Here is a 23,020-nt window from a genome sequence, read left to right on the forward strand (position 1 = left end):
GGCGCAAAGTCAGGCTTAACGCCCGGCGACTTTACCCCGTTTAACGGGCTTTTTCGCCGTTGCGCCACCGTTAGAACGCTGATGCACAATCGGCGTGTGCTTGGTCAGCGCCGGGCGGGTATGACGGTTCTGGCGACGCGCTTCGCGCATCTCATCCAGAGTCGGCGCCGGCACCAGGCAGTCGCGACGTGAGCCAATCAGGTGTTTCTTGCCCATCGCCTCCAGCGCCTGACGGATCAGCGGCCAGTTGGCCGGATCGTGATAGCGCAGCAGCGCTTTGTGCAGACGGCGCTGTTTATCGCCCTTCGGCACCACCACCTCTTCACTCTTATAGCCGATCTTGCCCAGCGGGTTTTTGCCGGTGTAATACATGGTGGTCGAGTTCGCCAGCGGCGACGGATAGAAGTTCTGCACCTGGTCGAGACGGAAGCGGTGCTTCTTCAGCCACAGCGCCAGGTTCACCATGTCTTCATCACGGGTCCCCGGGTGGGCGGAGATAAAGTACGGGATCAGATACTGCTCTTTACCCGCCTGCTTCGAATAGGTGTCGAACAGCTCTTTAAAGCGGTCGTAGCTGCCCATTCCCGGCTTCATCATCTTCGACAGCGGGCCCTCTTCGGTATGCTCCGGCGCGATCTTCAGATAGCCGCCGACGTGGTGGGTCGCCAGCTCTTTGATATAGCGCGGATCTTCGACCGCGATGTCATAGCGTACCCCGGAGGCGATAAGGATCTTTTTGATGCCCTTCAGCTCGCGGGCGCGACGGTAAAGATTGATCGTCGGCTCATGGTTGGTATCCATGTGCGGGCAGATATCCGGGTAGACGCAGGAGAGTCGGCGGCAGGTCTGCTCGGCGCGTGGCGATTTGCAGCGCAGCATATACATGTTGGCGGTGGGTCCGCCGAGATCGGAGATCACGCCGGTAAAGCCCGGCACCGTGTCGCGAATAGCTTCGATCTCATTGATGATCGAATCCTCTGAACGGCTCTGGATAATGCGTCCTTCGTGCTCGGTGATCGAGCAGAACGAACACCCGCCGAAGCAGCCGCGCATGATGTTGATCGAGAAACGGATCATCTCATACGCCGGGATGCGCGCATCGCCATAGGAAGGATGCGGCACCCGCTTGTAAGGCAGGGCGAAGACGCTGTCCATCTCTTCAGTGGAGAGCGGGATTGCCGGCGGGTTGATCCAGATGTAGCGCTCGCCGTGCTTTTGCATCAGCGCCCGGGCGCAGCCGGGGTTGGTTTCATGGTGCAGAATGCGCGAGGCGTGAGCGTACAGGACCTTATCGCCTTTCACCTTCTCGAAAGAAGGCAGCAGCACATAGGTTTTTTCCCACGGTTTTGGCCGCGGCGGCTGCACAGTGATGCTTTTCGCTTCCTGTTTCTTCGGCGCGACCGGTTTGTTATCGGCGCACGGCAGATCTTCACCATACGGGTGCGGGATGGGGTCGATTTTGCCCGGGGTATCCAGACGGGTGGAGTCTACGCCGCTCCAGCCCGGGAGAGCCTCTTTCACCATGATGGCGGTATTGCGCACATCGCGGATCTGGTCGATGGTTTCGCCCATCGCCAGGCGATGGGCCACTTCCACCAGCGGACGCTCGCCGTTGCCGAACATCAGCATATCGGCCTTGGAGTCCACCAGCACCGAGCGGCGCACGGTATCGGACCAATAATCATAATGCGCGGTACGGCGCAGGCTGGCTTCGATGCCGCCGAGGATCACGGGCACATCTTTCCACGCCTCTTTACAGCGCTGGGTATACACCAGGGTGGCGCGGTCCGGGCGCTTGCCCGCCACGTTGCCGGCGGTGTAAGCGTCGTCATGGCGCAGCTTACGGTCGGCGGTGTAGCGGTTGATCATCGAGTCCATGTTGCCGGCGGTCACCCCGAAGAACAGGTTCGGTTTGCCCAGACGCATGAAGTCGTCTTTGGTGTTCCAGTCCGGTTGGGAGATGATCCCCACGCGGAACCCCTGCGCTTCCAGCATGCGGCCGCAGATAGCCATCCCGAAGCTCGGGTGGTCGACGTAGGCGTCGCCGGTGACCAGAATAATGTCGCAGCTATCCCAGCCAAGTTGATCCATCTCTTCACGCGACATCGGTAAAAATGGCGCAGGGCCAAAACAGGCAGCCCAGTATTGCGGCCAGGAAAAAAGGTCACGATCCGGTTGGATCAGGGATATTGCGCTCATATTGCTTCCGGGGAAATGATAAAAAAATAACCAAAAGGGCGTGGATTATAAGCCGGAATGATAGTGGAAATGAAGGAGGATTTTCTCAAACCCTGACCGTATGCCGGCCAGGGTCGAAGAGTTTACGGTGCGGGATTCACCAGCATCTGGCCAATCGAACCGCGGTCGGCCAGCTCCAGCGTCTGGCTCAGATACTGGAACGGGAAGTGCGGCCACGACGGCTGGGCGTAGTAGACCAGCAGTTCGACCTGCCCGTCGACCCACACGGTGTCCTTCCAGCCGCGGTCTTCCGGGAAAGGGGTCGAGCCGTTGACGTTACGGATCTGGAACATTACCCCTTCAATATGGAACGACTGCGGGCGGTCGGCGCGCACCGTCCAGCGCTCCCAGGTCCCCTGCTGCGCCGTGATATCGATACGCTGCGGATCCCACAGCTGGCCGTTAATCCCCGGATCGTCGCCGAGCGTGATATCCCGGCTGCGGATCGGCGTGCCGGAGAGCAGCTCAGTCGGCAGCAGACGCGCCGGCAGGCTGTCGGTGACCAGCGGCAGCAGCCCGGTAGGGCGCAGGGTCAGCACCAGCGTGGAGACCAGAATGCTGGACGGTTCAAAAAAGCCGCGGATACGGTCGACGATGCTCGCCGCTTCGCCGCAGGTAATGGACACTTCATCGCCGTTGGTCATATCGACCAGAATTTCACGCCGTTCCCCCGGCGCCAGCGACAGCTGCTTGAGCGAAACCGGCGCCGGCAGGAACCCCTGGTCGCCGGAAATGACATGCAGCAGTCGACCATCGCTCATCTGTAGCTGATAGCGCCGGGAGTTGGAAGCGTTCAGCAGGCGCAGACGCACCCAGCCGCGGGACACTTCGACATAGGGGCTCTGCACGCCATTGACCAGCAGCGTATCGCCGACGAAGCCGCCGCTGCCCGGTTCGCTATATTCCGGCGTGCCGAAGTTATCCAGCCGTTTGTCCTGAATTATCACCGGGAAGTCATCGACGCCATAGTGGTTAGGGATCGGCAGGTTCTTGCTCACCTCATCCTCCACCAGCCACATGCCGGCCAGACCGTTATAGACCTGCTTCGCCATCCGGTTCGGCGTATTGGCCTGGTACCACAGCGTCGCCGCACTCTGACGGATCGGCAGCACCGGCGCCCAGTCGGCGTTCGGCGACATCATGCGCGCCGCGCCGCCGATCAGCGGGCCAGGCACCTGCAGGCCGCGGATGGTCATCGCGACGTTCTCCGTCAGACGGTTGCTGTAGATAAGCTTGACGTCGTCCCCGCTCCAGACGCGGATCGTCGGCCCCATATAGCGGCCATTGATCCCCCAGACGGGGGCGCGGGTGCCTGGCGTAAACGACCAGTGCGAACGCTGCAGCGTCAGAAACAGCGGCTGACCGCGACGGGACTCCAGCAGCGGCGGAACCGGCAGCGCAGGCTGCTGGCCGGCGGCATGGGCCTTCAGCGGCGCGGCGCCAGCGCACAGCGCTACGCCGGAAGCCTTAATAAACTGACGCCGACTGAGTGACATATTAACTCCATGACATACTGACAAATGAAAAAGGGAATTCGTTTCCCGCCAGCAATACGCGCGCGTTGGCGGCGTTTCCTGTCTTATTGCTTACCGGCCGCTTCGCGCTCGGCCACTTCGTTGTCCAGCTCAGCGATTTTGGCGGCCATCAGCTCGCGGCAATGCGTCGCCAGCGCGCGGACGTTGTCTTTACCGAACTGGCTGGTATCCACCGGCGGCAGCATTTCCACAATCACCAGACCGTTGTTCCAGCGATTGAGCTTTATTTTATTCGATGTATTCGAGACACACACCGGAATAATCGGCACGCCGGCGGCAATAGCCGCGTGGAAGGCGCCGGTTTTAAACGGCAGCAGACCGCGACCACGGCTGCGGGTCCCTTCCGGGAACATCCAGAACGAAATTTTACGCTTTTTAAAGGCGTTGACGACCTCGGCAATGGTGCCGTGCGCTTTGGTTCGGTTATTGCGGTCAATCAGCAGATTACCGGTCAGCCAGTACAGCTGGCCAAAGAACGGGATCCACAACAGGCTCTTTTTCCCCACGGTGACCGTCGGGGCCTGCACGATGTTAGATGCCGTCACCATATCATAGTTGTTCTGGTGGTTAGCGATGTAGATCGCGTTGCCATAGCTTTCCGCATCGGCAGGTTTGCGCAGCTCCACCTTCAGACCAAACACCGGGGATAAGCGGCCAAACAGATGGCCGAAAGTGGCAACGTGTTTTGGATTACGCGGGCTGAACAAGCAGTACAGACAGCCAAGTATGCACACTACGATGCAATAAATGACCACGAAAATTACTCGAAAAATGAATAGCATAGCTACCTCTAAAACCCAAACCGCTTAGAATTATTCGCTGCTGGCAGAAGGCAGGCTCACAAGTTCTGCGCAGGCCGGGACCGTTCTTCCTGGGCCCCTGATGATGGACATTGTTAATCGCAACGCCTGAATAAACAACGATTTTGCGGCTTTTTTTCGCCTCCTCCCGTCAAAGACGGGAGGAGAAGCGCTTACTCTTCGCTATCGCCTGCCGCGGCGCGGCGCGGCGAGTCAATTTCAACACGGTCAATCTTCTGCAGCCCGCGCATCAGCGAACCGCGGCGGCCGCGCTCGCCGGTGACTTTTTGCAGCTCTTCCGGACGCAGTTTGATCTTCCGTTTGCCGACATGAATGGTCAGCGTACTCTGCGGCGGCAGGACAAACAGATGTGCGAGACCGTCCTGGCCGGCGGCGGCTTCCGCCGCAGGAATGTTGATGATTTTGTTGCCCTTGCCTTTCGACAGCTGCGGCAGATCGCTGACCGGGAACATCAGCATCCGCCCGGCGGCGGTGATGGCCAACAGCATATCGGACTCGTCCTCAATGACCAGCGGCGGCATCACATGCGCGTTGTCAGGCAGGGTGATCAACGCTTTGCCGGCGCGGTTGCGCGCCACCAGATCGTTGAAGGTGCAGACAAAACCGTAGCCGGCGTCGGAGGCCATCAGCAGTTTCTGATCGTCGCCTTCCATCAGCATATGTTCCACGGTCGCGCCCGGCGGCAGCGTCAGCTTGCCGGTCAGCGGCTCACCCTGGCCACGCGCCGAGGGCAGGGTAATCGGATCGATGGCATAGCTGCGCCCGGTGGTATCGATAAACACCACCGGCTGGTTGCTCTTGCCCTTCGCCGAGGCTTTCCAGCTGTCGCCCGCTTTATAGCTCAGCCCCTGGGCGTCGATGTCGTGCCCTTTGGCGCTGCGCACCCAGCCCATCTGCGACAGAACGATGGTGACCGGCTCAGACGGCAGCATATCATGCTCGCTCATCGCTTTCGCTTCTTCACGCTCGTGAAGCGGCGAGCGGCGATCGTCGCCGAAAGCATCGGCATCGGCCTGCAGCTCTTTCTTCAGCAGGTTGTTCATCTTACGTTCAGAGGCCAGAATCGCCTGCAGCTGATCGCGCTCTTTTTCCAGCTCGTTCTGCTCGCCGCGGATCTTCATCTCTTCCAGTTTGGCGAGATGGCGCAGTTTCAGTTCCAGAATCGCTTCCGCCTGGGTTTCGCTGATGGCAAAGCGCGACATCAGGGCTGGCTTCGGCTCATCTTCCGTGCGGATGATCTCGATGACTTCATCAATATTGAGGAACGCCACCAGCAAACCTTCAAGGATATGCAGGCGCTTAAGGACCTTCTCTAACCGGTGGTTCAGACGGCGACGTACGGTATCGCGACGGAACACCAGCCATTCGCTGAGGATCTCCAGCAGGTTTTTTACCGCCGGGCGGCCGTCGAGACCGATCATATTGAGGTTGATGCGGTAGCTCTTCTCCAGATCGGTGGTGGCGAACAGGTGGTTCATCACCTGCTCCATATCCACCCGGTTGGAGCGCGGGACGATCACCAGGCGGGTCGGATTTTCGTGGTCCGATTCGTCGCGCAGGTCGTCCACCATCGGCAGCTTTTTATTGCGCATCTGCGCGGCAATCTGCTCCAGTACTTTGGCGCCGGAGACCTGGTGCGGCAGCGCGCTGATCACTACCGCGCCGTCCTCTTTGCTCCATACCGCGCGCATGCGCACTGAGCCGCGTCCGTTCTGGTAGATTTTGCGAATTTCCGCCCGCGAAGTGATGATCTCCGCCTCGGTCGGGAAATCCGGTCCCTGCACGATATCCAGCAGTTCGTCGAGGGTCGTTTTCGGCTGCTCAATCAGCGTAATCGCCGCTTTCGCCACTTCACGCAGGTTGTGAGGTGGAATATCGGTCGCCATGCCCACCGCGATGCCGGTGGTGCCGTTGAGCAGGATGTTTGGCAGGCGCGCCGGCAGCATTTTCGGCTCCTGCAGCGTACCGTCAAAGTTTGGCACCCAGTCGACCGTCCCCTGCCCCAGCTCGCTGAGCAGCAGCTCGGCATACTTCGACAGGCGGGATTCGGTGTAACGCATGGCGGCGAAGGATTTCGGATCGTCCGGCGCCCCCCAGTTCCCCTGGCCATCCACCAGCGGATAGCGATAGGAGAAGGGTTGCGCCATCAGCACCATCGCTTCATAGCAGGCGCTGTCGCCGTGTGGGTGATATTTACCCAGCACGTCGCCGACGGTGCGGGCGGACTTTTTGAATTTGGCGCTGGCGTTCAACCCCAGTTCGGACATCGCATAGACGATGCGACGCTGGACCGGTTTTAAGCCATCGCCAATAAACGGTAATGCCCTGTCCATGATCACGTACATGGAGTAGTTCAGGTAAGCATTTTCCGTAAATTCATGCAGCGCAAGGCGCTCTGCCATATCGCTCATTAATCGTGGATCCTCAATCTGGGTACCGACCGTTCGGACGGCAAAACTACCCGCGATAATACCCGATCTCACGCCCTGAGTCACAGGCCGTGAGATCGGTTGAGGATTCCGTCACCTTAATCAGGCCAGCGGCAGATAAATATCGGTTTGCAGCTCATGCTCAGCCACTTGGTGGACAAAATTGTGGTAACGGAAGTAGACCGGAAAATCCCGTAACGTCTCGCCTGAAGCGGGTAACCAGTCGCGATAGAGATACCAAACGCTGTTCGCCAGGGTGTCCAGCGAGCCGTGATGGCGCACGAGGGCGCAGCGTCCGCCGGGGATTTCGCCGTTAATCACGCCAAAGGCGTTTTCACCAACCGGCCGTTCGACCGTACCGCAGAGATCAAAACGAAATGCCTCCTGCGGGGTAGTCTGCGGATCGTCCCAGGCGATCCCCCAGGTTTCGCTGGTGGCAACGGGCGATAATCCGCTCGTCTTACGCCAGGCGATAAAACGCGCGGCGGTGGCGTTGACAAGGTCCGGGCTGCCACGATGTTGCAGGACGGCTACCCGGGTGGTGGGGAACGAAATGATATTGACGTCCATCGACGTTTGCTCCTGTAGCGTATGTTTCGGTACGCGTCGATGCCACTCGGCCCAGTCCGGTTGCTGACGGAACTGGGTCGGGCTTTGGTCAAACGCGGTACGGAAGGCACGGCTGAACGACTCCGCATTCTGAAATCCGGCATCAAGGGCAATGTCGATGATTTTATCGCGGGGGTTGAACGCCAGGCGCCAACAGGCGCGTCGCAGACGTAACCACTGAATATACCGGTACAAGGGAATGCCGGTATACGCGCTAAATTGCCGGTGAAAATGGTAAGGCGAACTGTGCGCTATCGCGCTCAGCGCCTCCAGCGACAGCGGCTCATCAAGATGACGCGCAATGTATCTACAGACGCGCTGGAAGCGCCCGACATACGCCGGGCTGGCCTTAATATCGTTCATCGTCTCCTCCTCGCGACATACTCTGACAGAGCGAGGATAGCGATTCCTGACCGATCTTGCGCTTATCCGCCGGAGACTTATGGCGTGATTTTACGGATCTGTTTAACGTCGATCTCCACCGAGTTCCAGTCCTTATCGACTTCCCCCTGAATTTCTACCGTGTCCTGCGGGCCGACGGTGACGCCGTTCCAGCGTTTGTGGTCGATATCGACATTGATCACCCCGGTAGCATCCTGGAACTTATACAGATCGTCGGACACGCGCTCGGTAATTTTGCCCCGCAGGGTCACCCAGGTATCGTCCCGCAGCGATTTGACATTGGTGACGGTGGTGACCGCGCCGCTCGGGCCGGTAAATCCGCCGCCCTGGGTGGTCGAACTTGCCGGTGTGGTCGCAGAAGGACCGGTATACCCGCCCTGTCCGGCAGCCAGCACCGGCATGGAAACCAGGGCAACGATCGCGGTCATCGCAGCAATTTTCTTCATGATGTGTTCTCCCTTCGTGTTGATATGGCTCCTATTACGCCCGACAAAACTTAACGACTTCTTAAGGGGAAAAAAGAAATTTTAATGCTGTACAACCCCGGTCGCAACGCGGTTTACTGCGCAGAGCAGCCGGGTTGGCAGGAGGGAAAATGCGCATATTATTGGTGGAAGATGACAAGTTAATCGGCGATGGCATCAAGGCCGGGCTGAGCAAAATGGGCTTCAGCATCGACTGGTTTACCGCCGGGCTGGAGGGCAAAAACGCCTTATACAGCGCCCCCTACGACGCGGCAATTCTTGATCTCACCCTTCCCGGCATCGATGGCCTCGATATTCTGCGCGAGTGGCGCGACAAAGGCCGCCATGAGCCGGTGCTGATCCTCACCGCCCGCGATGCGCTCAGCCAGCGGGTGGAGGGGCTGCGCCTGGGCGCCGATGATTATCTGTGCAAACCTTTCGCCCTGATTGAGGTAGCGGCCCGCCTCGAAGCATTGATCCGCCGCGCCCACGGCCAGAGCAGCAGCGAGCTGCGCCACGGCAAGGTGAGCCTTGACCCGAACCGCTTAACCGCCAGCCTCGACGGCGAAAGCCTGACGCTGAAGCCGAAGGAGTTCGCCCTGCTGGAACTGCTGCTGCGTAACGCCGGGCGCGTACTGCCGCGTAAGCTTATTGAAGAAAAGCTCTACACCTGGGACGACGAGGTCTCCAGCAACGCCGTGGAAGTTCACGTCCATCATCTGCGCCGCAAACTCGGCAGTGAATTTATCCGCACCGTCCACGGCATCGGCTATACCCTGGGTGACGCATGAAACGACTTGCCCGCCTGAGCCTGCGCCTGCGTCTGACGCTGCTGTTTGCCGTGCTGACCGCCGCCGCCTGGGGGGTGGCCAGCGTGATCGCCTGGCAGCAGACCAGTAAAAAGCTGGATAAGCTGTTTGATACCCAGCAGCTGCTGTTCGCCCGCCGCCTGAGCGTCATGAATTTCGAAGAGCTCCGCGCCCCGCCGGCATCGCTCGGGGAAAAGAAAAAGGTGCGCCACGGGCATATCGACGACGATGCGCTGGCATTCGCCATCTTCACCCGCGACGGCAAAATGGTGCTTAACGACGGCGAAAACGGGGAGGATATTCAATGGCACTCGCAGCGCGAGGGTTTCAGCGATGGCTACCTGCGCGGCGATGATGACGAGTGGCGCTTCCTGTGGTTAACCACCGCCGATGGCCGCCACCGTATCGCCGTCGGCCAGGAGTGGGATTATCGCCGCGAAATGGCGATGGACATTGTTACCTCGCAGCTAACGCCGTGGATGATCGCCCTGCCGCTGATGTTCGTGCTGCTCATCGTGCTGTTAAGCCGCGAACTGGCGCCGTTGAAACATCTGGCGCGCACGCTGCGCCTGCGCGCGCCGGACTCGGCGGAATCGCTCAGCGTGGAGAAGATCCCCACTGAAGTCCGCCCGCTGGTCGAGGCGCTGAATCAGCTGTTCCAGCGCACCCACGACGTCATGCTGCGCGAGCGTCGGTTTACCTCTGATGCCGCCCACGAGCTGCGCAGCCCGCTGGCGGCGCTGAAGGTGCAGACTGAAGTCGCCCAGCTCTCTCTGGACGATCCACAAGGGCGTGAGAAAGCCCTGGCTCAGCTCCATCACGGGATCGATCGCGCCACCCGTCTGGTGGATCAGCTGCTGACGCTGTCGCGGCTGGACTCGCTCGCCCAGCTGGACGACGTGCAGCCGGTCGCCATCGACGATCTGCTGCAGTCGGCGGTAATGGAGATGTACCACCCGGCGCAGCAGGCCGGGATTGAGCTGCGCCTGCATCTTAATGTCTCTGGCATCTCCCGCACCGGCCAGCCGCTGCTCCTCAGCCTGCTGGTGCGCAATCTGCTGGATAACGCGGTACGCTACAGCCCGCGCGGCAGCCAGGTCGATATCACCCTCAACGCCCGAGAGTTTCGGGTACGCGATAACGGCCCCGGCATCAGCCCGCAGGCGCTGGCGCGCATCGGCGAGCGTTTCTACCGCCCGCCGGGTCAGGACGCTACGGGCAGCGGCCTGGGCTTGTCGATCGTCCGGCGCATCGCCTCGCTGCACGGCATGCGCGTCGAGTTTGCCAATGCCCGCGACGGCGGCTTCGAAGCCCGCGTTGACTGGTAAGGATATTATTGCTCATTTAGCAAAAGACTTTGCACATTTTGCTCATTTTACTGCCCCGCTTCGCGGGGTAAGATCGTCGGCAAATTTTCAAGATTGAGGACAAATGATGAGCAACATCCTGATTATCAATGGCGCAAAAAAATTCGCGCACTCGAATGGCCAGCTGAACGACACCCTGACCGAGGTCGCGGAGAGTTATCTGCGCGACGCCGGACACGATGTTAAAAGCGTTCGCGCCGACAGCGAGTACGACGTAAAAGCCGAAGTGCAGAATTTCCTCTGGGCCGATGTGGTGATCTGGCAGATGCCGGGCTGGTGGATGGGCGCCCCGTGGACGGTGAAAAAATATATGGATGACGTCTTTACCGAAGGCCACGGCTCGCTGTACGCCAGCGATGGCCGTACCCGCTCCGACGCCAGCAAAAAATATGGCTCCGGCGGCCTGGTGCAAGGGAAAAAATATATGCTCTCCCTGACCTGGAACGCGCCGATGGAAGCCTTCACCGACGAAGAACAGTTCTTCCACGGCGTCGGCGTTGACGGCGTTTACCTGCCGTTCCATAAAGCCAACCAGTTCCTGGGTATGGAGGCGCTGCCAACCTTTATCGCCAACGACGTGATTAAAATGCCTGATGTCCCACGGTATATCGCAGAATATCGCAAGCATCTGGCGGAAATTTTTGGTTAACTAGGGGTCTATGCTCTACATATTTCGAGTTATTCGAACCTGGAGTATGACAAGATCCACACAGAAGGAGTTGAGTTAACCATGTTAACAGTGATTGCAGAAATCCGTACCCGCCCGGGCCAGCACCACCGCCAGGCGGTTCTCGATCAGTTCGCGAAAATTATTCCGACCGTTTTGCAGGAAGCCGGCTGCCACGGCTATGCGCCCATGGTGGATCATGCCGCTGGCGTCAGCTTCCAGACCACCGCTCCTGACTCTATCGTCATGGTGGAACAGTGGGAAAGCGTCGCGCATCTTGAAGCGCACCTGCAGACCCCGCACATGAAAGCCTGGTCGGAAGCGGTCAAAGGCGATGTGCTGGAGACCAACATCCGTATCCTGCAGGCCGGCGTCTAAGCCCGCTGACGCAGAAACGAAATAAGAAAAGGGAGCCTGAGGCTCCCTTTTACGTCTGGCGCAGCGCGCGGTCTTACACTTCCAGGTCCGCCATATCGCCCTTCTCCTGCAGCCAGTTGCGACGATCTTCGGAACGCTTCTTGGCCAGCAGCATATCCATCATCGCCGTGGTCTGCTGCTCATCCTCATCGCTGATCACCAGCTGCACCAGGCGGCGGGTATTCGGGTCGAGGGTGGTTTCCCGCAGCTGCATCGGGTTCATCTCGCCGAGACCTTTAAAGCGCTGGACGTTTGGCTTGCCCTTCTTACGCTTCAGCTGCTCCAGCACACCAGTTTTTTCTTCTTCCGTCAGCGCGTAGTAGACCTCTTTGCCGAGGTCGATACGGTACAGCGGCGGCAGCGCCACGTAGACGTGCCCCTCTTTCACCAGGGTACGGAAATGTCTCACAAACAGCGCGCACAGCAGCGTGGCGATGTGCAGGCCATCGGAGTCCGCATCCGCCAGAATACAAATTTTTCCGTAGCGCAGCTGGCTTAAATCATCGCTATCCGGGTCAATCCCAATCGCCACCGAAATGTCGTGTACTTCTTGCGAAGCTAACACTTCATCGGAAGAGACTTCCCAGGTATTCAGGATCTTGCCTTTCAGCGGCATGATCGCCTGATATTCACGATCGCGCGCCTGCTTGGCTGAACCGCCCGCCGAATCCCCTTCGACGAGGAACAGCTCGGTACGGTTCAGATCCTGGGCGGTGCAGTCGGCCAGCTTACCCGGCAGCGCCGGACCGCTGGTCAGCTTTTTGCGCACCACTTTCTTGGCGGCGCGCAGACGGCGCTGGGCGCTGGAAATGGCCATCTCCGCCAGCAGCTCCGCGGCCTGCACGTTCTGGTTCAGCCACAGGCTGAAGGCGTCTTTCACCACGCCGGAGACGAACGCCGCGCACTGGCGCGACGACAGGCGCTCTTTGGTTTGCCCGGCGAACTGCGGATCCTGCATCTTCACCGACAGCACGTAGGCGCAGCGATCCCAGATATCTTCCGCCGACAGTTTCACCCCGCGCGGCAGGATATTACGGTACTCGCAGAACTCACGCATCGCGTCCAGCAGCCCCTGACGCAGGCCGTTGACGTGCGTCCCGCCCTGCATGGTCGGGATCAGGTTGACGTAGCTCTCGGTCAGCAGCTCGCCGCCTTCCGGCAGCCACAGCAGCGCCCAGTCCACCGCTTCCGTCTCGCCGGAGAAGGTGCCGACGAAAGGTTTTTCCGGCAGCAGCGGCAGGCCGTTCACCGCTTCGCTCAGGTAGTCGTTAAGGCCATCGGCATAGCACCAGCTCTGCTCGCTGTTGTTGACCTGGTCGCGGAAAACAATTTCCACGCCCGGGCACAGCACCGCTTTCGCTTTTAACAAGTGGGTCAAACGCGAAACGGAGAAGCGCGGGCTATCGAAGAAGCTTTCGTCCGGCCAGAAATGGACGCTGGTCCCGGTGTTGCGTTTACCGCAGGTGCCGGTGACGTGCAGGTCCTCTACTTTCTCACCATTCTCAAAGGCGATGCTGTAGACCTGACCGTCGCGACGCACGTTGACCTCCACGCGTTTTGACAGGGCGTTGACCACCGAAATCCCCACCCCGTGCAGACCGCCGGAAAACTGGTAATTTTTGTTGGAAAACTTACCGCCCGCGTGCAGCCGGCAGAGGATCAGTTCAACCGCCGGCACCCCCTCTTCCGGGTGAATGTCGACCGGCATCCCGCGCCCGTCGTCAATCACCTCGAGGGACTGGTCGGCGTGCAGGATCACTTCCACGCGTTTAGCATGGCCTGCCAGCGCTTCGTCCACACTGTTATCAATCACTTCCTGACCAAGATGGTTAGGACGGGTGGTGTCGGTATACATGCCCGGACGGCGGCGCACCGGCTCTAGCCCGGTGAGTACCTCAATGGCATCAGCGTTATATGAAGATTGCGTCATGGTGTGTATTCGTAGGTCGTTCAGGGCCGTTTAGCGCAGGCCGAGAAATTCGATAATCTGAGTGAAATGATCGTCAAAGCCGACAAATGCGTGATTACCGCCCTCCTCCACCGTCTGCCGGCAGGAGGCGTAGTAATGAACGGCCTGGCGGTAATCAAGCACTTCATCCCCGGTCTGCTGCAGCAGCCAGAGTAAATCCGGCGCTTCGAGCGGGTCGATTTGCATGACTTTGAGATCGTAAATATGGCGAGACTCTAGCACATATTGCTGCCCGGTGTATGGATTCTCATTGTGGCCGAGAAAATTGTTCAGCAGCTCAAACGGCCGCACCGCCGGGTTAACCACTACCGCTGGCAGCATAAAGCACTGCGACAGCCAGGTGGCGTAGTAGCCGCCCAGCGACGACCCTACGACCCCCAGCGGCTCGCCGCCGTGCTCCAGCACGATGGACTCCAGCAGCTCCGCCGTTTCCGCCGGGTAAGGCGGCAGCTCCGGCACCACCATGGCGATCTCAGGATAGTGCTGCGCCAGCCAGGTCTTTAACGCCGTCGCCTTCGCCGAGCGCGGAGAACTGTTAAAGCCGTGCAGATAAAGGAGCGTCGCCATCAGTAGCCTTCTGAAGCAATATCCGGATGAAACGCCGCGCCTTCCAGGCGGCACACTTCGGTGGTCAGCGTTCCGTCAGGGTGAAGCTCCAGCCAGCGCCAGCCCGGCGACACCGTATCGAGGGTGAAATTGGCGCAGTGCGGTTTGAACTGAACGCAGGTCGACGGCGTCGCCATCATACGTCGGCCATTCCAGTCGAGATCCAGCTCCTGATGAATATGGCCGCACAGCAGATGCTTCACCCGCGGCCAGGCGCTCAGCGCGCTGTCCAGCGCGCCGGCGTTGCGCAGACTGTGTTGATCCAGCCAGCTGCAGCCGGCCGGCAGCGGATGATGATGCAGCAGGAGTAAGGTATAACGCTCCGGCGCCTCCGCCAGCTTATGTTCGAGCCATTCCAGCTGGAAGTCGCTCAGCTCGCCATGGGGAACGCCAAACACCTGGCTGTCCAGCAGCAGGATCTGCCAGTGGTCGCCGAGAAACACGCGCTTGGCGGGGGAAATGCCCGACTCCTGCAGGGTGCTGTACATCGCCGGCTGGAAATCATGGTTGCCCGGTAGCCAGACGCAGGGTGCAGCGAAACTCGCGATGCCCTCAGCAAAATGCTGGTAGGCCGCGGAGGAGTGATCCTGCGCCAAATCGCCTGTTGCGACAATCAAATCGCATGGACGCTGTGAGGCATGAATGGCCGACAGTACGGCCTGATAGCTTTCCCAGGTATTGATGCCTAACAACGTTTCATGTTTTTCAGCAAACAGGTGAGTATCAGTAATTTGTAAGATCCTGACTCTGGCCTCACCAGCCAGAGGTAGGTTTAACAGGCTTTCCAAATGGTGTCCTTAGGTTTAACGACGCTAACAAACCGGAATCGCCATCGCTCCATGTGCTAAACAGTAACGCAGCCAGTCGGCCAGAAACTGGTTAATTTGATGCTTTTCGTCGCGTTGATGCAACTTTTTATTAGGATAATCATATCGCGCTTTGAAGCGAAAGATCTGCTGACTCGAACACACTTCGGCCACCATGGCGTCATGGTAGAGGCGAACGGTCATCGACGGCAGACTCCAGTAGCTCACCGCTGGCAGAGTCTGCTCTATCGCCACCAGAGTAGTGTAGCGGGTTGATTCCGTTATCGTTAACCGATATTGCGCGCTTCCCACCTGATAGCTCACCTTCTCACCCGCTGCATCCGTTCGCGGCAACAGGCGGCGCAACTGGGCGAAATTGGTCTCGCACAGGCGCATCATCTCAGGGAAGTCAGGTGTATAACGCTTCATTTTGTCCACTCGTTTCGTAAATTGTGATAATGCAATTGCAGCCATTGCAAGGCGATGACAGAGGCTGCGTTGTCGATTTTCCCCTCTTCTACCCACTGGTAAGCCTGCTCCCGGCTCACCACATGCACCCGAATATCCTCATTTTCCTCGGCCAGGCCGTGAATGCCTTTTGCCGTCGATGCATCAACTTCGCCCACCAGGAGCGATAACCGTTCGCTGGTGCCGCCAGGACTGGCCAGATAGCTTAATATTGGTTTCGTCCGCCCAACTTCAAGTCCGGCCTCCTCCAGCGCTTCCCGACGGGCGACATCTTCTACCGTCTCACCCGCCTCGATCATGCCGGCGACCATTTCCAGCAGCCAAGGGCTCTCGCTGGTATCATAGGCGGCGATACGGATTTGTTCGACCAGCACCACTTCGTCCCGCACCGGGTCAAAGGGTAGCAAGACGGCGGCATGACCGCGCTCAAAAATTTCACGGGTGACTTCGCCGCTCATGCCGCCGTTAAACAGACGGTGGCGAAAACGGTATAAATCGAGCGAAAAAAAACCACGATACAGCGTTTCGCGTGCAATAATTTCTACATCATTTTTGGAGAAGGTAATTCCCTGGTGAATGGGTTTGCTCATTGTCATGTCCTGCTAATCCGAAATGAGGGATTTCCAGACCGTTTGGCTACCGTTTTACGGTCCGTATGTTAGATTGGTGCAAATTACCGCCGGATGGCACGTAACGCCAACTTTTTACGGCGGCAGAATCGATACAATCAGCGGAATTTTTCTTAGAATTAGACCAGCGCTAAATGCTTCACAACAAGGAATGCAAATGAAGAAATTGCTCCCCATTCTTATCGGCCTGAGCCTGACCGGGTTCAGCGCCATGAGCCAGGCGGAAAACCTGCTTCAGGTTTACCAGCAGGCGCGCATCAGCAACCCCGATCTGCGTAAATCGGCAGCCGATCGTGACGCCGCGTTCGAAAAGATCAACGAAGCGCGCAGTCCATTACTGCCTCAGCTCGGGCTGGGAGCGGATTATACCTATACCAGCGGCTTCCGTGATTATAAAGACCAGAATTCTAACGTCACCAGCGGCTCGCTGCAGTTAACGCAGGTTCTGTTTGATATGTCGAAATGGCGCGCCCTGACGCTGCAGGAAAAAACGGCAGGCATTCAGGATGTCACGTATCAGACCGATCAGCAAACGCTGATTCTGAATACCGCGACGGCCTACTTCAAAGTGCTGGCCGCCATCGACACGCTCTCTTATACCGAAGCGCAGAAACAGGCTATTTACCGCCAGTTGGATCAAACCACCCAGCGCTTTAACGTCGGTCTGGTGGCGATCACCGACGTGCAGAACGCCCGTTCACAATACGACGCCGTGCTGGCGAACGAAGTGACCGCGCGTAACGATCTCGACAACGCCGTGGAAGAGCTGCGCCAGGTTACCGGCAACTACTACCCGGAGCTGGCCTCCCTGAACGTAGACGGCTTCAAAACCAGCAAACCGCAGGCGGTGAACGCCCTGCTGAAGGAAGCGGAGAACCGCAACCTGTCGCTGCTGCAGGCGCGTCTGAGCCAGGATCTGGCCCGCGAGCAGATTCGCCAGGCGCAGGACGGCCATTTGCCGACCCTGGATTTGAATGCCTCGTCGGGCGTTTCCAACAACCGCTACAGCGGCTCAAACAGCATCGCGCAAGATGCTGATATCGGTCAGAACAAAATCGGCCTGAGCTTCTCCATGCCGCTGTATCAGGGCGGGATGGTTAACTCGCAGGTTAAACAGGCGCAGTACAACTTCGTCGGCGCCAGCGAGCAGCTGGAAAGCGCTCACCGCAGCGTGGTCCAGACCGTGCGTTCTTCGTTTAACAACGTGAATGCCTCTATCAGCAGCATCAACGCCTACAAACAGGCGGTGGTCTCTGCGCAAAGCTCCCTGGATGCGATGGAAGCTGGCTACTCGGTGGGTACCCGTACTATCGTTGACGTCCTTGACGCCACCACCACGCTGTACAACGCCAAACAGCAGCTCTCGAATGCGCGCTACAACTACCTGATCAACGAGCTGAACATCAAGTCGGCGTTAGGTACGCTGAACGAGCAGGATCTGGTCGCCCTGAACAACACCCTGGGCAAACCGATCTCCACCTCCGCGGACAGCGTCGCGCCGGAAAATCCGCAGCAGGATGCCACTGCCGACGGTTACGGCAACACGACCGCGGCCGTGAAGCCGGCGTCTGCACGGACGACGACCCAAAGCAGCGGCAGCAATCCGTTCCGTCAGTAATTCTCATACTGTGACGCGCATCGCCTGTCCGCCGGACAGGCGATGCGTTAAACGTAAGGCAACGTAAAGATCCCCCGCTTAGCGCCCCTCTTCGCTTCATTTTCCACCACTCATCCTCTATCCTGAGCGTTAACACACGCCATACCACTGGGTCCTGGAAGACAAATATGAAACGGACAAAAAATATTAATCATTCGTCGTTCCGCAAAAGCTGGAGCGCACGCCACCTGACGCCGGTCGCCCTGGCCGTCACCGCGGTCTTTATGCTTGCCGGTTGTGAAAAAAGCGACGAAACGGTCTCGCTGTACCAGAACGCCGATGACTGCTCCGCCGCCAACCCGGGCAAAGCAGCCGAATGCACCACGGCCTACACCAACGCGGTGAAAGAGGCAGAGCGCACCGCGCCGAAATATGCCACCCGCGAAGACTGCGTCGCCGAGTTTGGCGAAGGCCAGTGCCAGCAAACGCCTGCCCAGGCGGGCGTCGCCCCGGAAAACCAGGCGCAGGCGCAAAGCAGCGGCAGCTTCTGGATGCCGCTGATGGCCGGCTACATGATGGGTCGCCTGATGGGCGGCGGCATGGCGCAACAGCAACCGCTGTTCAGCTCCAAAAACCCGGCCAGCCCGGCCTACGGTCAGTACACTGACGCCAGCGGCAAGAGCTATGGCGCCGCCCAGCCGGGCCGCACCATGAACGTGCCGAAAACCGCGATGGCGCCGAAGCCAGCGACCACCACCACCGTCACCCGCGGGGGCTTCGGCGAGTCGGTGGCGAAGCAGTCAACCATGCAGCGTAGCGCCGCAGGCTCCACCTCCTCTTCTCGCTCAATGGGCGGCTAAGCAACATGGAAAGAGTTAGCATTACCGAGCGCCCGGACTGGCGCGAGAAAGCGACCGAATACGGCTTCAACTTCCACACCATGTACGGCGAGCCCTACTGGAGCGAAGAGGCTTATTACAAGCTGAGCCTCGCCCAGGTGGAAAAGCTGGAGGAGGTCACCGCCGAGCTGCATCAGATGTGTCTTCAGGTGGTGGAAAAAGTGATCGCCAGCGATGAGCTGATGGCCAAATTCCGCATCCCTAAACACACCTGGGGCTTTGTGCGCCAGTCGTGGAAAACCAACCAGCCGTCACTCTACTCACGTCTCGACCTGGCCTGGGATGGCGTCGGCGAGCCGAAACTGCTGGAGAACAATGCCGACACGCCGACCTCGCTATATGAAGCGGCCTTCTTTCAGTGGATCTGGCTGGAAGACCAGCTCAACGCCGGCAAGCTGCCGGCGGGCAGCGATCAGTTCAACAGCCTGCAGGAAAAGCTAATCGATCGCTTCGGTGAGCTGCGCGAGCAGTTTGGCTTCCAGCTGCTGCATATGGCCTGCTGCCGCGATACCGTTGAAGATCGCGGCACCGTGCAATATCTGCAGGACTGCGCCGCCGAGGCGGGGCTGGCAACGGAATTCCTCTACATCGAAGATATTGGTCTGGGTGAAAAAGGCCAGTTTACCGATCTCCAGGATCAGGTGATTGGCAACCTGTTCAAGCTCTATCCGTGGGAGTTTATGCTGCGGGAGATGTTTTCCACCAAGCTGGAAGACGCCGGCGTCCGCTGGCTGGAGCCGGCGTGGAAGAGCATCATCTCCAACAAAGCGCTGCTGCCGATGCTGTGGGAAATGTTCCCTAATCATCCGAATCTGCTGGCGGCTTACTTCAGCGAAGATGCCCATCCGGAGATGGAGAAGTACGTCATTAAGCCAATCTTCTCCCGCGAAGGCGCCAACGTGTCGATCGTTGAGAATGGCAAAGTTTTGGAAGCCGTGGAAGGCCCGTACGGAGAAGAAGGCACAATCGTGCAGGAATTTTATCCGCTGCCGAAGTTTGGTGACAGCTACACGCTGATTGGCAGCTGGCTCATCAACGATCAGCCCGCCGGGATCGGCATTCGTGAAGACCGGGCGCTGATTACCCAGGATCTGTCGCGCTTCTATCCGCACATTTTCGTCGAATAATGTCGCGCTCCGGCGACGATACCGCCGCCGGAGCACAATCTATCAGGCGCCAACCACCACCGACAGCATACTCAACGAGCCCATCTCGATGCCATCGACCGGGGTCGAAATCGCCTCAACGCCATCCCACGCCCCCAGGACGTATAACAGCGGCAGGAAATGCTCCGCCGTTGGGTTGGAGAGCGAGCCCCCTTCATGTGCCAGGTAGTTAACCAGCGGGTGCTGATCGTCCGGGCCCTGCCACTGCAAATTCGCCTTCACGTAGTTGTTGAAGGACTCCGCCCACGGATACGGCGTGTTCTCGCCATGCCAGCGGGCGGTACGCAGGTTATGCACCACGTTGCCGCTGGCCACCAGCATAATGCCTTCATCACGCAGCGAGGCCAGCTTCCGCCCCATTTCGAGATGCCAGGCCGGCGGTTTGGTGCTGTCGATGCTCAGCTGAACCATCGGGATATCCGCCTGCGGATACATCTTAATCAGCACGCCCCATGAACCATGGTCAAATCCCCAGGCTTCTTTATCGAGGGTAACCGGCACCGGCGAGAGCAACTCCACCAGTCGTTGCGCCAGCGCCGGGGAACCCGGAGCCGGGTAATGGGTGTCATACAGCGCCTGCGGGAAGCCGCCGAAGTCGTGAATGGTCTTCGGGGCCTCCATCGCCGTCACGCCCGTACCGCGCGTGAACCAGTGCGCAGAGACCACCACGATCGCTTTCGGACGCGGCAGGGTTTCGCCCAGGTGAGCCCAGGCGCGGGTATAGCGATTGTCTTCCAGCACGTTCATTGGGCTGCCATGGCCGAGGAACAACGCGGGCATTCGGGTACGGGACATGATGATATCCTTAGGGTGTCAATGTGATGTGCTCACATTACGCGCTTTTGCGCCAGGATAAACTCAGATAACCATGATGATGATCGTCAGAAAATTTGAATGTAATTCGCGGTAAAGGGAGCTGTCCCGTACGCGCATCCTCAGGCAATATACTCGTATGCACTTATTTTCGCAGGGAGAGAAGCGATGTCATCACCCTTAATATTGACGCTGTTAGCCGGTAGCGCAACCTTTATTGGCGCCATATTCGGCGTGATTGGCCAGAAACCCTCTAACCGCCTGCTTGGCTTCTCCCTCGGCTTTGCCGCCGGGATCATGCTGTTGATTTCGTTGATGGAAATGCTGCCTGCCGCGCTGGCCGCCGAGGGCATGTCGCCGCTGCTCGGCTACGGAATGTTTGTTGTCGGCCTGCTGGGCTACTTTGGTCTCGATCGCCTGCTGCCGCACGCCCATCCGCAGGATCTGATGACCCCCGCCGCGCCGCGGCCGCGCAATTTACGCCGCACCGCCATTTTGCTGACGCTGGGTATCAGCCTGCATAATTTTCCGGAAGGCATCGCCACCTATGTCACGGCCAGCAACAACCTCGAGCTTGGCATGGGAGTGGCGCTTGCCGTTGCCCTGCACAATATTCCTGAAGGTCTGGCGGTTGCCGGGCCGGTATATGCCGCTACCGGATCGCGCAGCAAGGCGGTGCTCTGGGCCGGTATTTCCGGCATGGCGGAGATTTTAGGCGGCGTGCTGGCGTGGCTGATTCTGGGCAGCCTGGTCTCGCCGCTGGTCATGGGCGCGATCATGGCCGCCGTCGCCGGGATTATGGTGGCGCTGTCGGTCGATGAACTGATGCCGCTGGCAAAAGAGATCGATCCGCAAAGCAACCCGAGCTATGGCGTCCTGTGCGGGATGTCGGTGATGGGGCTGAGCCTGGTGGTGCTCCAGACGATGGGCATCGGTTAAGGCGCAGAAACAATACAGCCCACTAAAAAGTGGGCTGTTTTCACTGGCGTTGTCAGCCGCTGATTAGCTGGCTTTACGCTCATGTTCGCGACGATAGGCCACCAGATCTTCAATCGTGACCACTGCCATATTATGCTGCTGAGCGAACTTGATGCACTCCGGCGCGCGGGCCATAGTGCCATCGTCATTGGTCAGCTCGCACAGCACGCCTGCCGGTTTGAAGCCGGCGAGGGTCACGAGGTCGATAGTGGCTTCGGTGTGGCCGCCGCGGGTCAGTACGCCGCCCGGCTGCGCCCGCAGCGGGAAAACGTGGCCAGGACGGTTGAGATCGGAAGGTTTCGCGCCGTCGGCAATCGCCGCGCGGACGGTGGTCACGCGGTCGGCAGCGGAAACGCCGGTGGTCACGCCTTCGGCCGCTTCGATGGTGACGGTAAAGCCGGTGCCGTAGGCGCTGGTGTTGTTCTCCACCATCATCGGCAGATCCAGCTGTTTACGGCGATCTTCGGTCAGGCACAGGCACACAATGCCGCTGCCGTGACGAATGGTCAGCGCCATCTGCTCTACGGTCATGGTTTCGGCGGCGAAAATCATATCGCCTTCGTTTTCACGGTCTTCATCGTCAAGCACCATCACGCCGCGGCCTTCGCGCAGGGCGTTTAAAGCGTGTTCCACACGTTCAAAAGCGGTACCAAAAGAAGAAAGGAGCGTCTGATTCATGGTAAAAAAACCTCATTAAAATTATGGTTACCAGAATCAGGGCAGTCTTAGGAGCGCCGGTTTAGCGGCAAAAGTCAACGCGAGCGGGCCTGGGCCCGACTGTGCCGTTACTCTCTCCCATCCGGACTTTAACCGTCGGCCCCGGAATTACACCGGATCTGCTGACCTTCCCGTAGTCACGGGAAGCGCTCGCGGGCTTTCAACGCCATGGTTGATTTACCGCCGGTGGGGAATTTCGCCCCGCCCTGAGAATAAGCGAGATAACTATAACGCTATTGACTATCCTCGGCAATGCATAAGCTTCAAACATTTCTGGTTTATAGGCGGCCTGGTTCGCACTACAATGATCAATCATCCGACCCGAGCAGGAAACCACCATGATTGACCCGAAAAAAATTGAACAAATCGCCCGCCAGGTCCATGAGTCGATGCCAAAAGGACTTCGCGATCTGGGTGAGGATGTTGAGAAGAAAATCCGCCAGGCGCTGCAGTCGCAGCTGACCCGTCTGGATCTGGTTAGCCGCGAAGAGTTTGACGTGCAGACTCAGGTTCTGCTGCGGACCCGCGAAAAACTGGCGCTGCTGGAACAGCGCCTGAATGACCTTGAAAACCGCCCGGCGACGACGCCTGGCAGCGAAGAGCAGCAGTAAAAA

Annotated in this window: 21 protein-coding genes, 1 pseudogene and 1 riboswitch; of the genes and pseudogenes, 9 read left to right on the plus strand and 13 right to left on the minus strand. The window is 58.9% G+C overall.

Features of this window, described 5'->3' with window-relative positions; genetic code table 11:
• Window positions 1-75: 75 nt before the first annotated feature.
• From ABLV04_RS12415 to ABLV04_RS12440, 6 genes and pseudogenes are all read right to left on the minus strand, one after another.
• Window positions 76-2,288: pseudogene (locus tag ABLV04_RS12415) on the minus strand (YgiQ family radical SAM protein); the annotation flags it as partial.
• 33 nt (window positions 2,289-2,321) lie between these two features.
• Window positions 2,322-3,734 carry a cell division protein FtsP gene (gene ftsP, locus ABLV04_RS12420; protein WP_023291023.1) on the minus strand — a complete coding sequence of 471 codons (1,413 nt, stop codon included), beginning with the start codon at window positions 3,732-3,734 and terminating at the stop codon, window positions 2,322-2,324.
• A gap of 83 nt (window positions 3,735-3,817) precedes the next feature.
• Window positions 3,818-4,555 (minus strand): 1-acylglycerol-3-phosphate O-acyltransferase, encoded by a 738-nt coding sequence (gene plsC / locus ABLV04_RS12425; protein ID WP_004205223.1) that lies wholly within the window; start codon window positions 4,553-4,555, stop codon window positions 3,818-3,820.
• A gap of 191 nt (window positions 4,556-4,746) precedes the next feature.
• The gene (gene parC, locus ABLV04_RS12430; RefSeq protein ID WP_004205224.1) at window positions 4,747-7,005 is read right to left on the minus strand and encodes a DNA topoisomerase IV subunit A; all 2,259 of its coding nucleotides are present in this window, start codon (window positions 7,003-7,005) and stop codon (window positions 4,747-4,749) included.
• A gap of 120 nt (window positions 7,006-7,125) precedes the next feature.
• The gene (locus tag ABLV04_RS12435; RefSeq protein WP_044524725.1) at window positions 7,126-7,995 is read right to left on the minus strand and encodes an AraC family transcriptional regulator; all 870 of its coding nucleotides are present in this window, start codon (window positions 7,993-7,995) and stop codon (window positions 7,126-7,128) included.
• Between the two features lie 77 nt (window positions 7,996-8,072).
• Window positions 8,073-8,480, minus strand: coding sequence for a YgiW/YdeI family stress tolerance OB fold protein (locus tag ABLV04_RS12440; RefSeq protein WP_023291025.1), 408 nt, complete (start codon window positions 8,478-8,480; stop codon window positions 8,073-8,075).
• A gap of 149 nt (window positions 8,481-8,629) precedes the next feature.
• Between ABLV04_RS12440 and qseB the strand changes: the two genes are divergently transcribed.
• The 4 genes from qseB to ABLV04_RS12460 all read left to right on the plus strand — a co-directional run bounded on the left by qseB (window position 8,630) and on the right by ABLV04_RS12460 (window position 11,719).
• Window positions 8,630-9,289 (plus strand): quorum sensing response regulator transcription factor QseB, encoded by a 660-nt coding sequence (qseB, locus tag ABLV04_RS12445; protein WP_044524726.1) that lies wholly within the window; start codon window positions 8,630-8,632, stop codon window positions 9,287-9,289.
• A complete protein-coding gene (qseC, locus tag ABLV04_RS12450; RefSeq protein ID WP_110237915.1) occupies window positions 9,286-10,635 on the plus strand; it encodes a quorum sensing histidine kinase QseC in 1,350 nt (449 codons plus the stop codon). Before qseB ends, qseC begins: the two co-directional genes overlap by 4 nt.
• Window positions 10,636-10,741: 106 nt before the next feature.
• Window positions 10,742-11,323, plus strand: a complete 582-nt coding sequence (locus ABLV04_RS12455; RefSeq protein WP_023291028.1) for an NAD(P)H-dependent oxidoreductase — start codon at window positions 10,742-10,744, stop codon at window positions 11,321-11,323.
• A gap of 81 nt (window positions 11,324-11,404) precedes the next feature.
• Entirely contained in the window at window positions 11,405-11,719 is a 315-nt protein-coding gene (locus ABLV04_RS12460; protein WP_023291029.1) for a putative quinol monooxygenase, read from the plus strand.
• Window positions 11,720-11,792: 73 nt separating this feature from the next.
• Here the strand turns inward: ABLV04_RS12460 and parE are convergent, their stop codons facing one another.
• From parE to nudF, 5 genes are read right to left on the minus strand one after another with little or no spacing between them, the layout of a single operon-like run.
• Window positions 11,793-13,688 carry a DNA topoisomerase IV subunit B gene (gene parE, locus ABLV04_RS12465; RefSeq protein WP_004205235.1) on the minus strand — a complete coding sequence of 632 codons (1,896 nt, stop codon included), beginning with the start codon at window positions 13,686-13,688 and terminating at the stop codon, window positions 11,793-11,795.
• Between the two features lie 30 nt (window positions 13,689-13,718).
• Window positions 13,719-14,294 carry an esterase YqiA gene (gene yqiA, locus ABLV04_RS12470; protein WP_004205236.1) on the minus strand — a complete coding sequence of 192 codons (576 nt, stop codon included), beginning with the start codon at window positions 14,292-14,294 and terminating at the stop codon, window positions 13,719-13,721.
• Window positions 14,294-15,121, minus strand: a complete 828-nt coding sequence (gene cpdA / locus ABLV04_RS12475) for a 3',5'-cyclic-AMP phosphodiesterase (RefSeq protein WP_004205237.1) — start codon at window positions 15,119-15,121, stop codon at window positions 14,294-14,296. The genes yqiA and cpdA overlap by 1 nt, the downstream gene beginning before the upstream one ends.
• Before the next feature lie 24 nt (window positions 15,122-15,145).
• Window positions 15,146-15,568, minus strand: coding sequence for a DUF1249 family protein (locus tag ABLV04_RS12480; RefSeq protein ID WP_004205239.1), 423 nt, complete (start codon window positions 15,566-15,568; stop codon window positions 15,146-15,148).
• On the minus strand, window positions 15,565-16,197 hold the full coding sequence (gene nudF, locus ABLV04_RS12485) for an ADP-ribose diphosphatase (RefSeq protein WP_117136324.1): 633 nt from the start codon (window positions 16,195-16,197) through the stop codon (window positions 15,565-15,567). Before nudF ends, ABLV04_RS12480 begins: the two co-directional genes overlap by 4 nt.
• 196 nt (window positions 16,198-16,393) lie before the next feature.
• Here nudF and tolC point away from each other — a divergent pair, with 196 nt between their 5' ends.
• The 3 genes from tolC to ABLV04_RS12500 all read left to right on the plus strand — a co-directional run bounded on the left by tolC (window position 16,394) and on the right by ABLV04_RS12500 (window position 19,859).
• Window positions 16,394-17,854: an outer membrane channel protein TolC gene (gene tolC / locus ABLV04_RS12490; RefSeq protein ID WP_032454074.1), complete on the plus strand. Its 1,461-nt coding sequence runs from the start codon at window positions 16,394-16,396 to the stop codon at window positions 17,852-17,854.
• Window positions 17,855-18,021: 167 nt separating this feature from the next.
• Window positions 18,022-18,693 carry a DUF1190 family protein gene (locus ABLV04_RS12495; protein WP_002916849.1) on the plus strand — a complete coding sequence of 224 codons (672 nt, stop codon included), beginning with the start codon at window positions 18,022-18,024 and terminating at the stop codon, window positions 18,691-18,693.
• Between the two features lie 5 nt (window positions 18,694-18,698).
• The gene (locus tag ABLV04_RS12500) at window positions 18,699-19,859 is read left to right on the plus strand and encodes a glutathionylspermidine synthase family protein (RefSeq protein WP_072420622.1); all 1,161 of its coding nucleotides are present in this window, start codon (window positions 18,699-18,701) and stop codon (window positions 19,857-19,859) included.
• A gap of 42 nt (window positions 19,860-19,901) precedes the next feature.
• On the opposite strand, the gene ygiD is transcribed toward ABLV04_RS12500, so the two are convergent.
• Window positions 19,902-20,693 (minus strand): 4,5-DOPA dioxygenase extradiol, encoded by a 792-nt coding sequence (gene ygiD / locus ABLV04_RS12505; protein WP_004205244.1) that lies wholly within the window; start codon window positions 20,691-20,693, stop codon window positions 19,902-19,904.
• A 186-nt stretch (window positions 20,694-20,879) separates the two neighbouring features.
• Between ygiD and zupT the strand changes: the two genes are divergently transcribed.
• A complete protein-coding gene (gene zupT / locus ABLV04_RS12510; protein ID WP_048335299.1) occupies window positions 20,880-21,650 on the plus strand; it encodes a zinc transporter ZupT in 771 nt (256 codons plus the stop codon).
• A 63-nt stretch (window positions 21,651-21,713) separates the two neighbouring features.
• Here the strand turns inward: zupT and ribB are convergent, their stop codons facing one another.
• A complete protein-coding gene (gene ribB / locus ABLV04_RS12515) occupies window positions 21,714-22,367 on the minus strand; it encodes a 3,4-dihydroxy-2-butanone-4-phosphate synthase (RefSeq protein ID WP_023159075.1) in 654 nt (217 codons plus the stop codon).
• Between the two features lie 105 nt (window positions 22,368-22,472).
• Window positions 22,473-22,624: riboswitch (FMN riboswitch) on the minus strand.
• A 120-nt stretch (window positions 22,625-22,744) separates the two neighbouring features.
• On the opposite strand from ribB, the gene ABLV04_RS12520 reads away from it, so the two are divergent.
• The gene (locus tag ABLV04_RS12520; RefSeq protein WP_004174355.1) at window positions 22,745-23,017 is read left to right on the plus strand and encodes an accessory factor UbiK family protein; all 273 of its coding nucleotides are present in this window, start codon (window positions 22,745-22,747) and stop codon (window positions 23,015-23,017) included.
• The last annotated feature ends 3 nt before the right edge of the window (window positions 23,018-23,020 follow it).

Source organism: Klebsiella sp. JN_Kp127 (assembly GCF_040062505.1).
GTDB classification, from domain to species: Bacteria; Pseudomonadota; Gammaproteobacteria; order Enterobacterales; family Enterobacteriaceae; genus Klebsiella; species Klebsiella quasipneumoniae.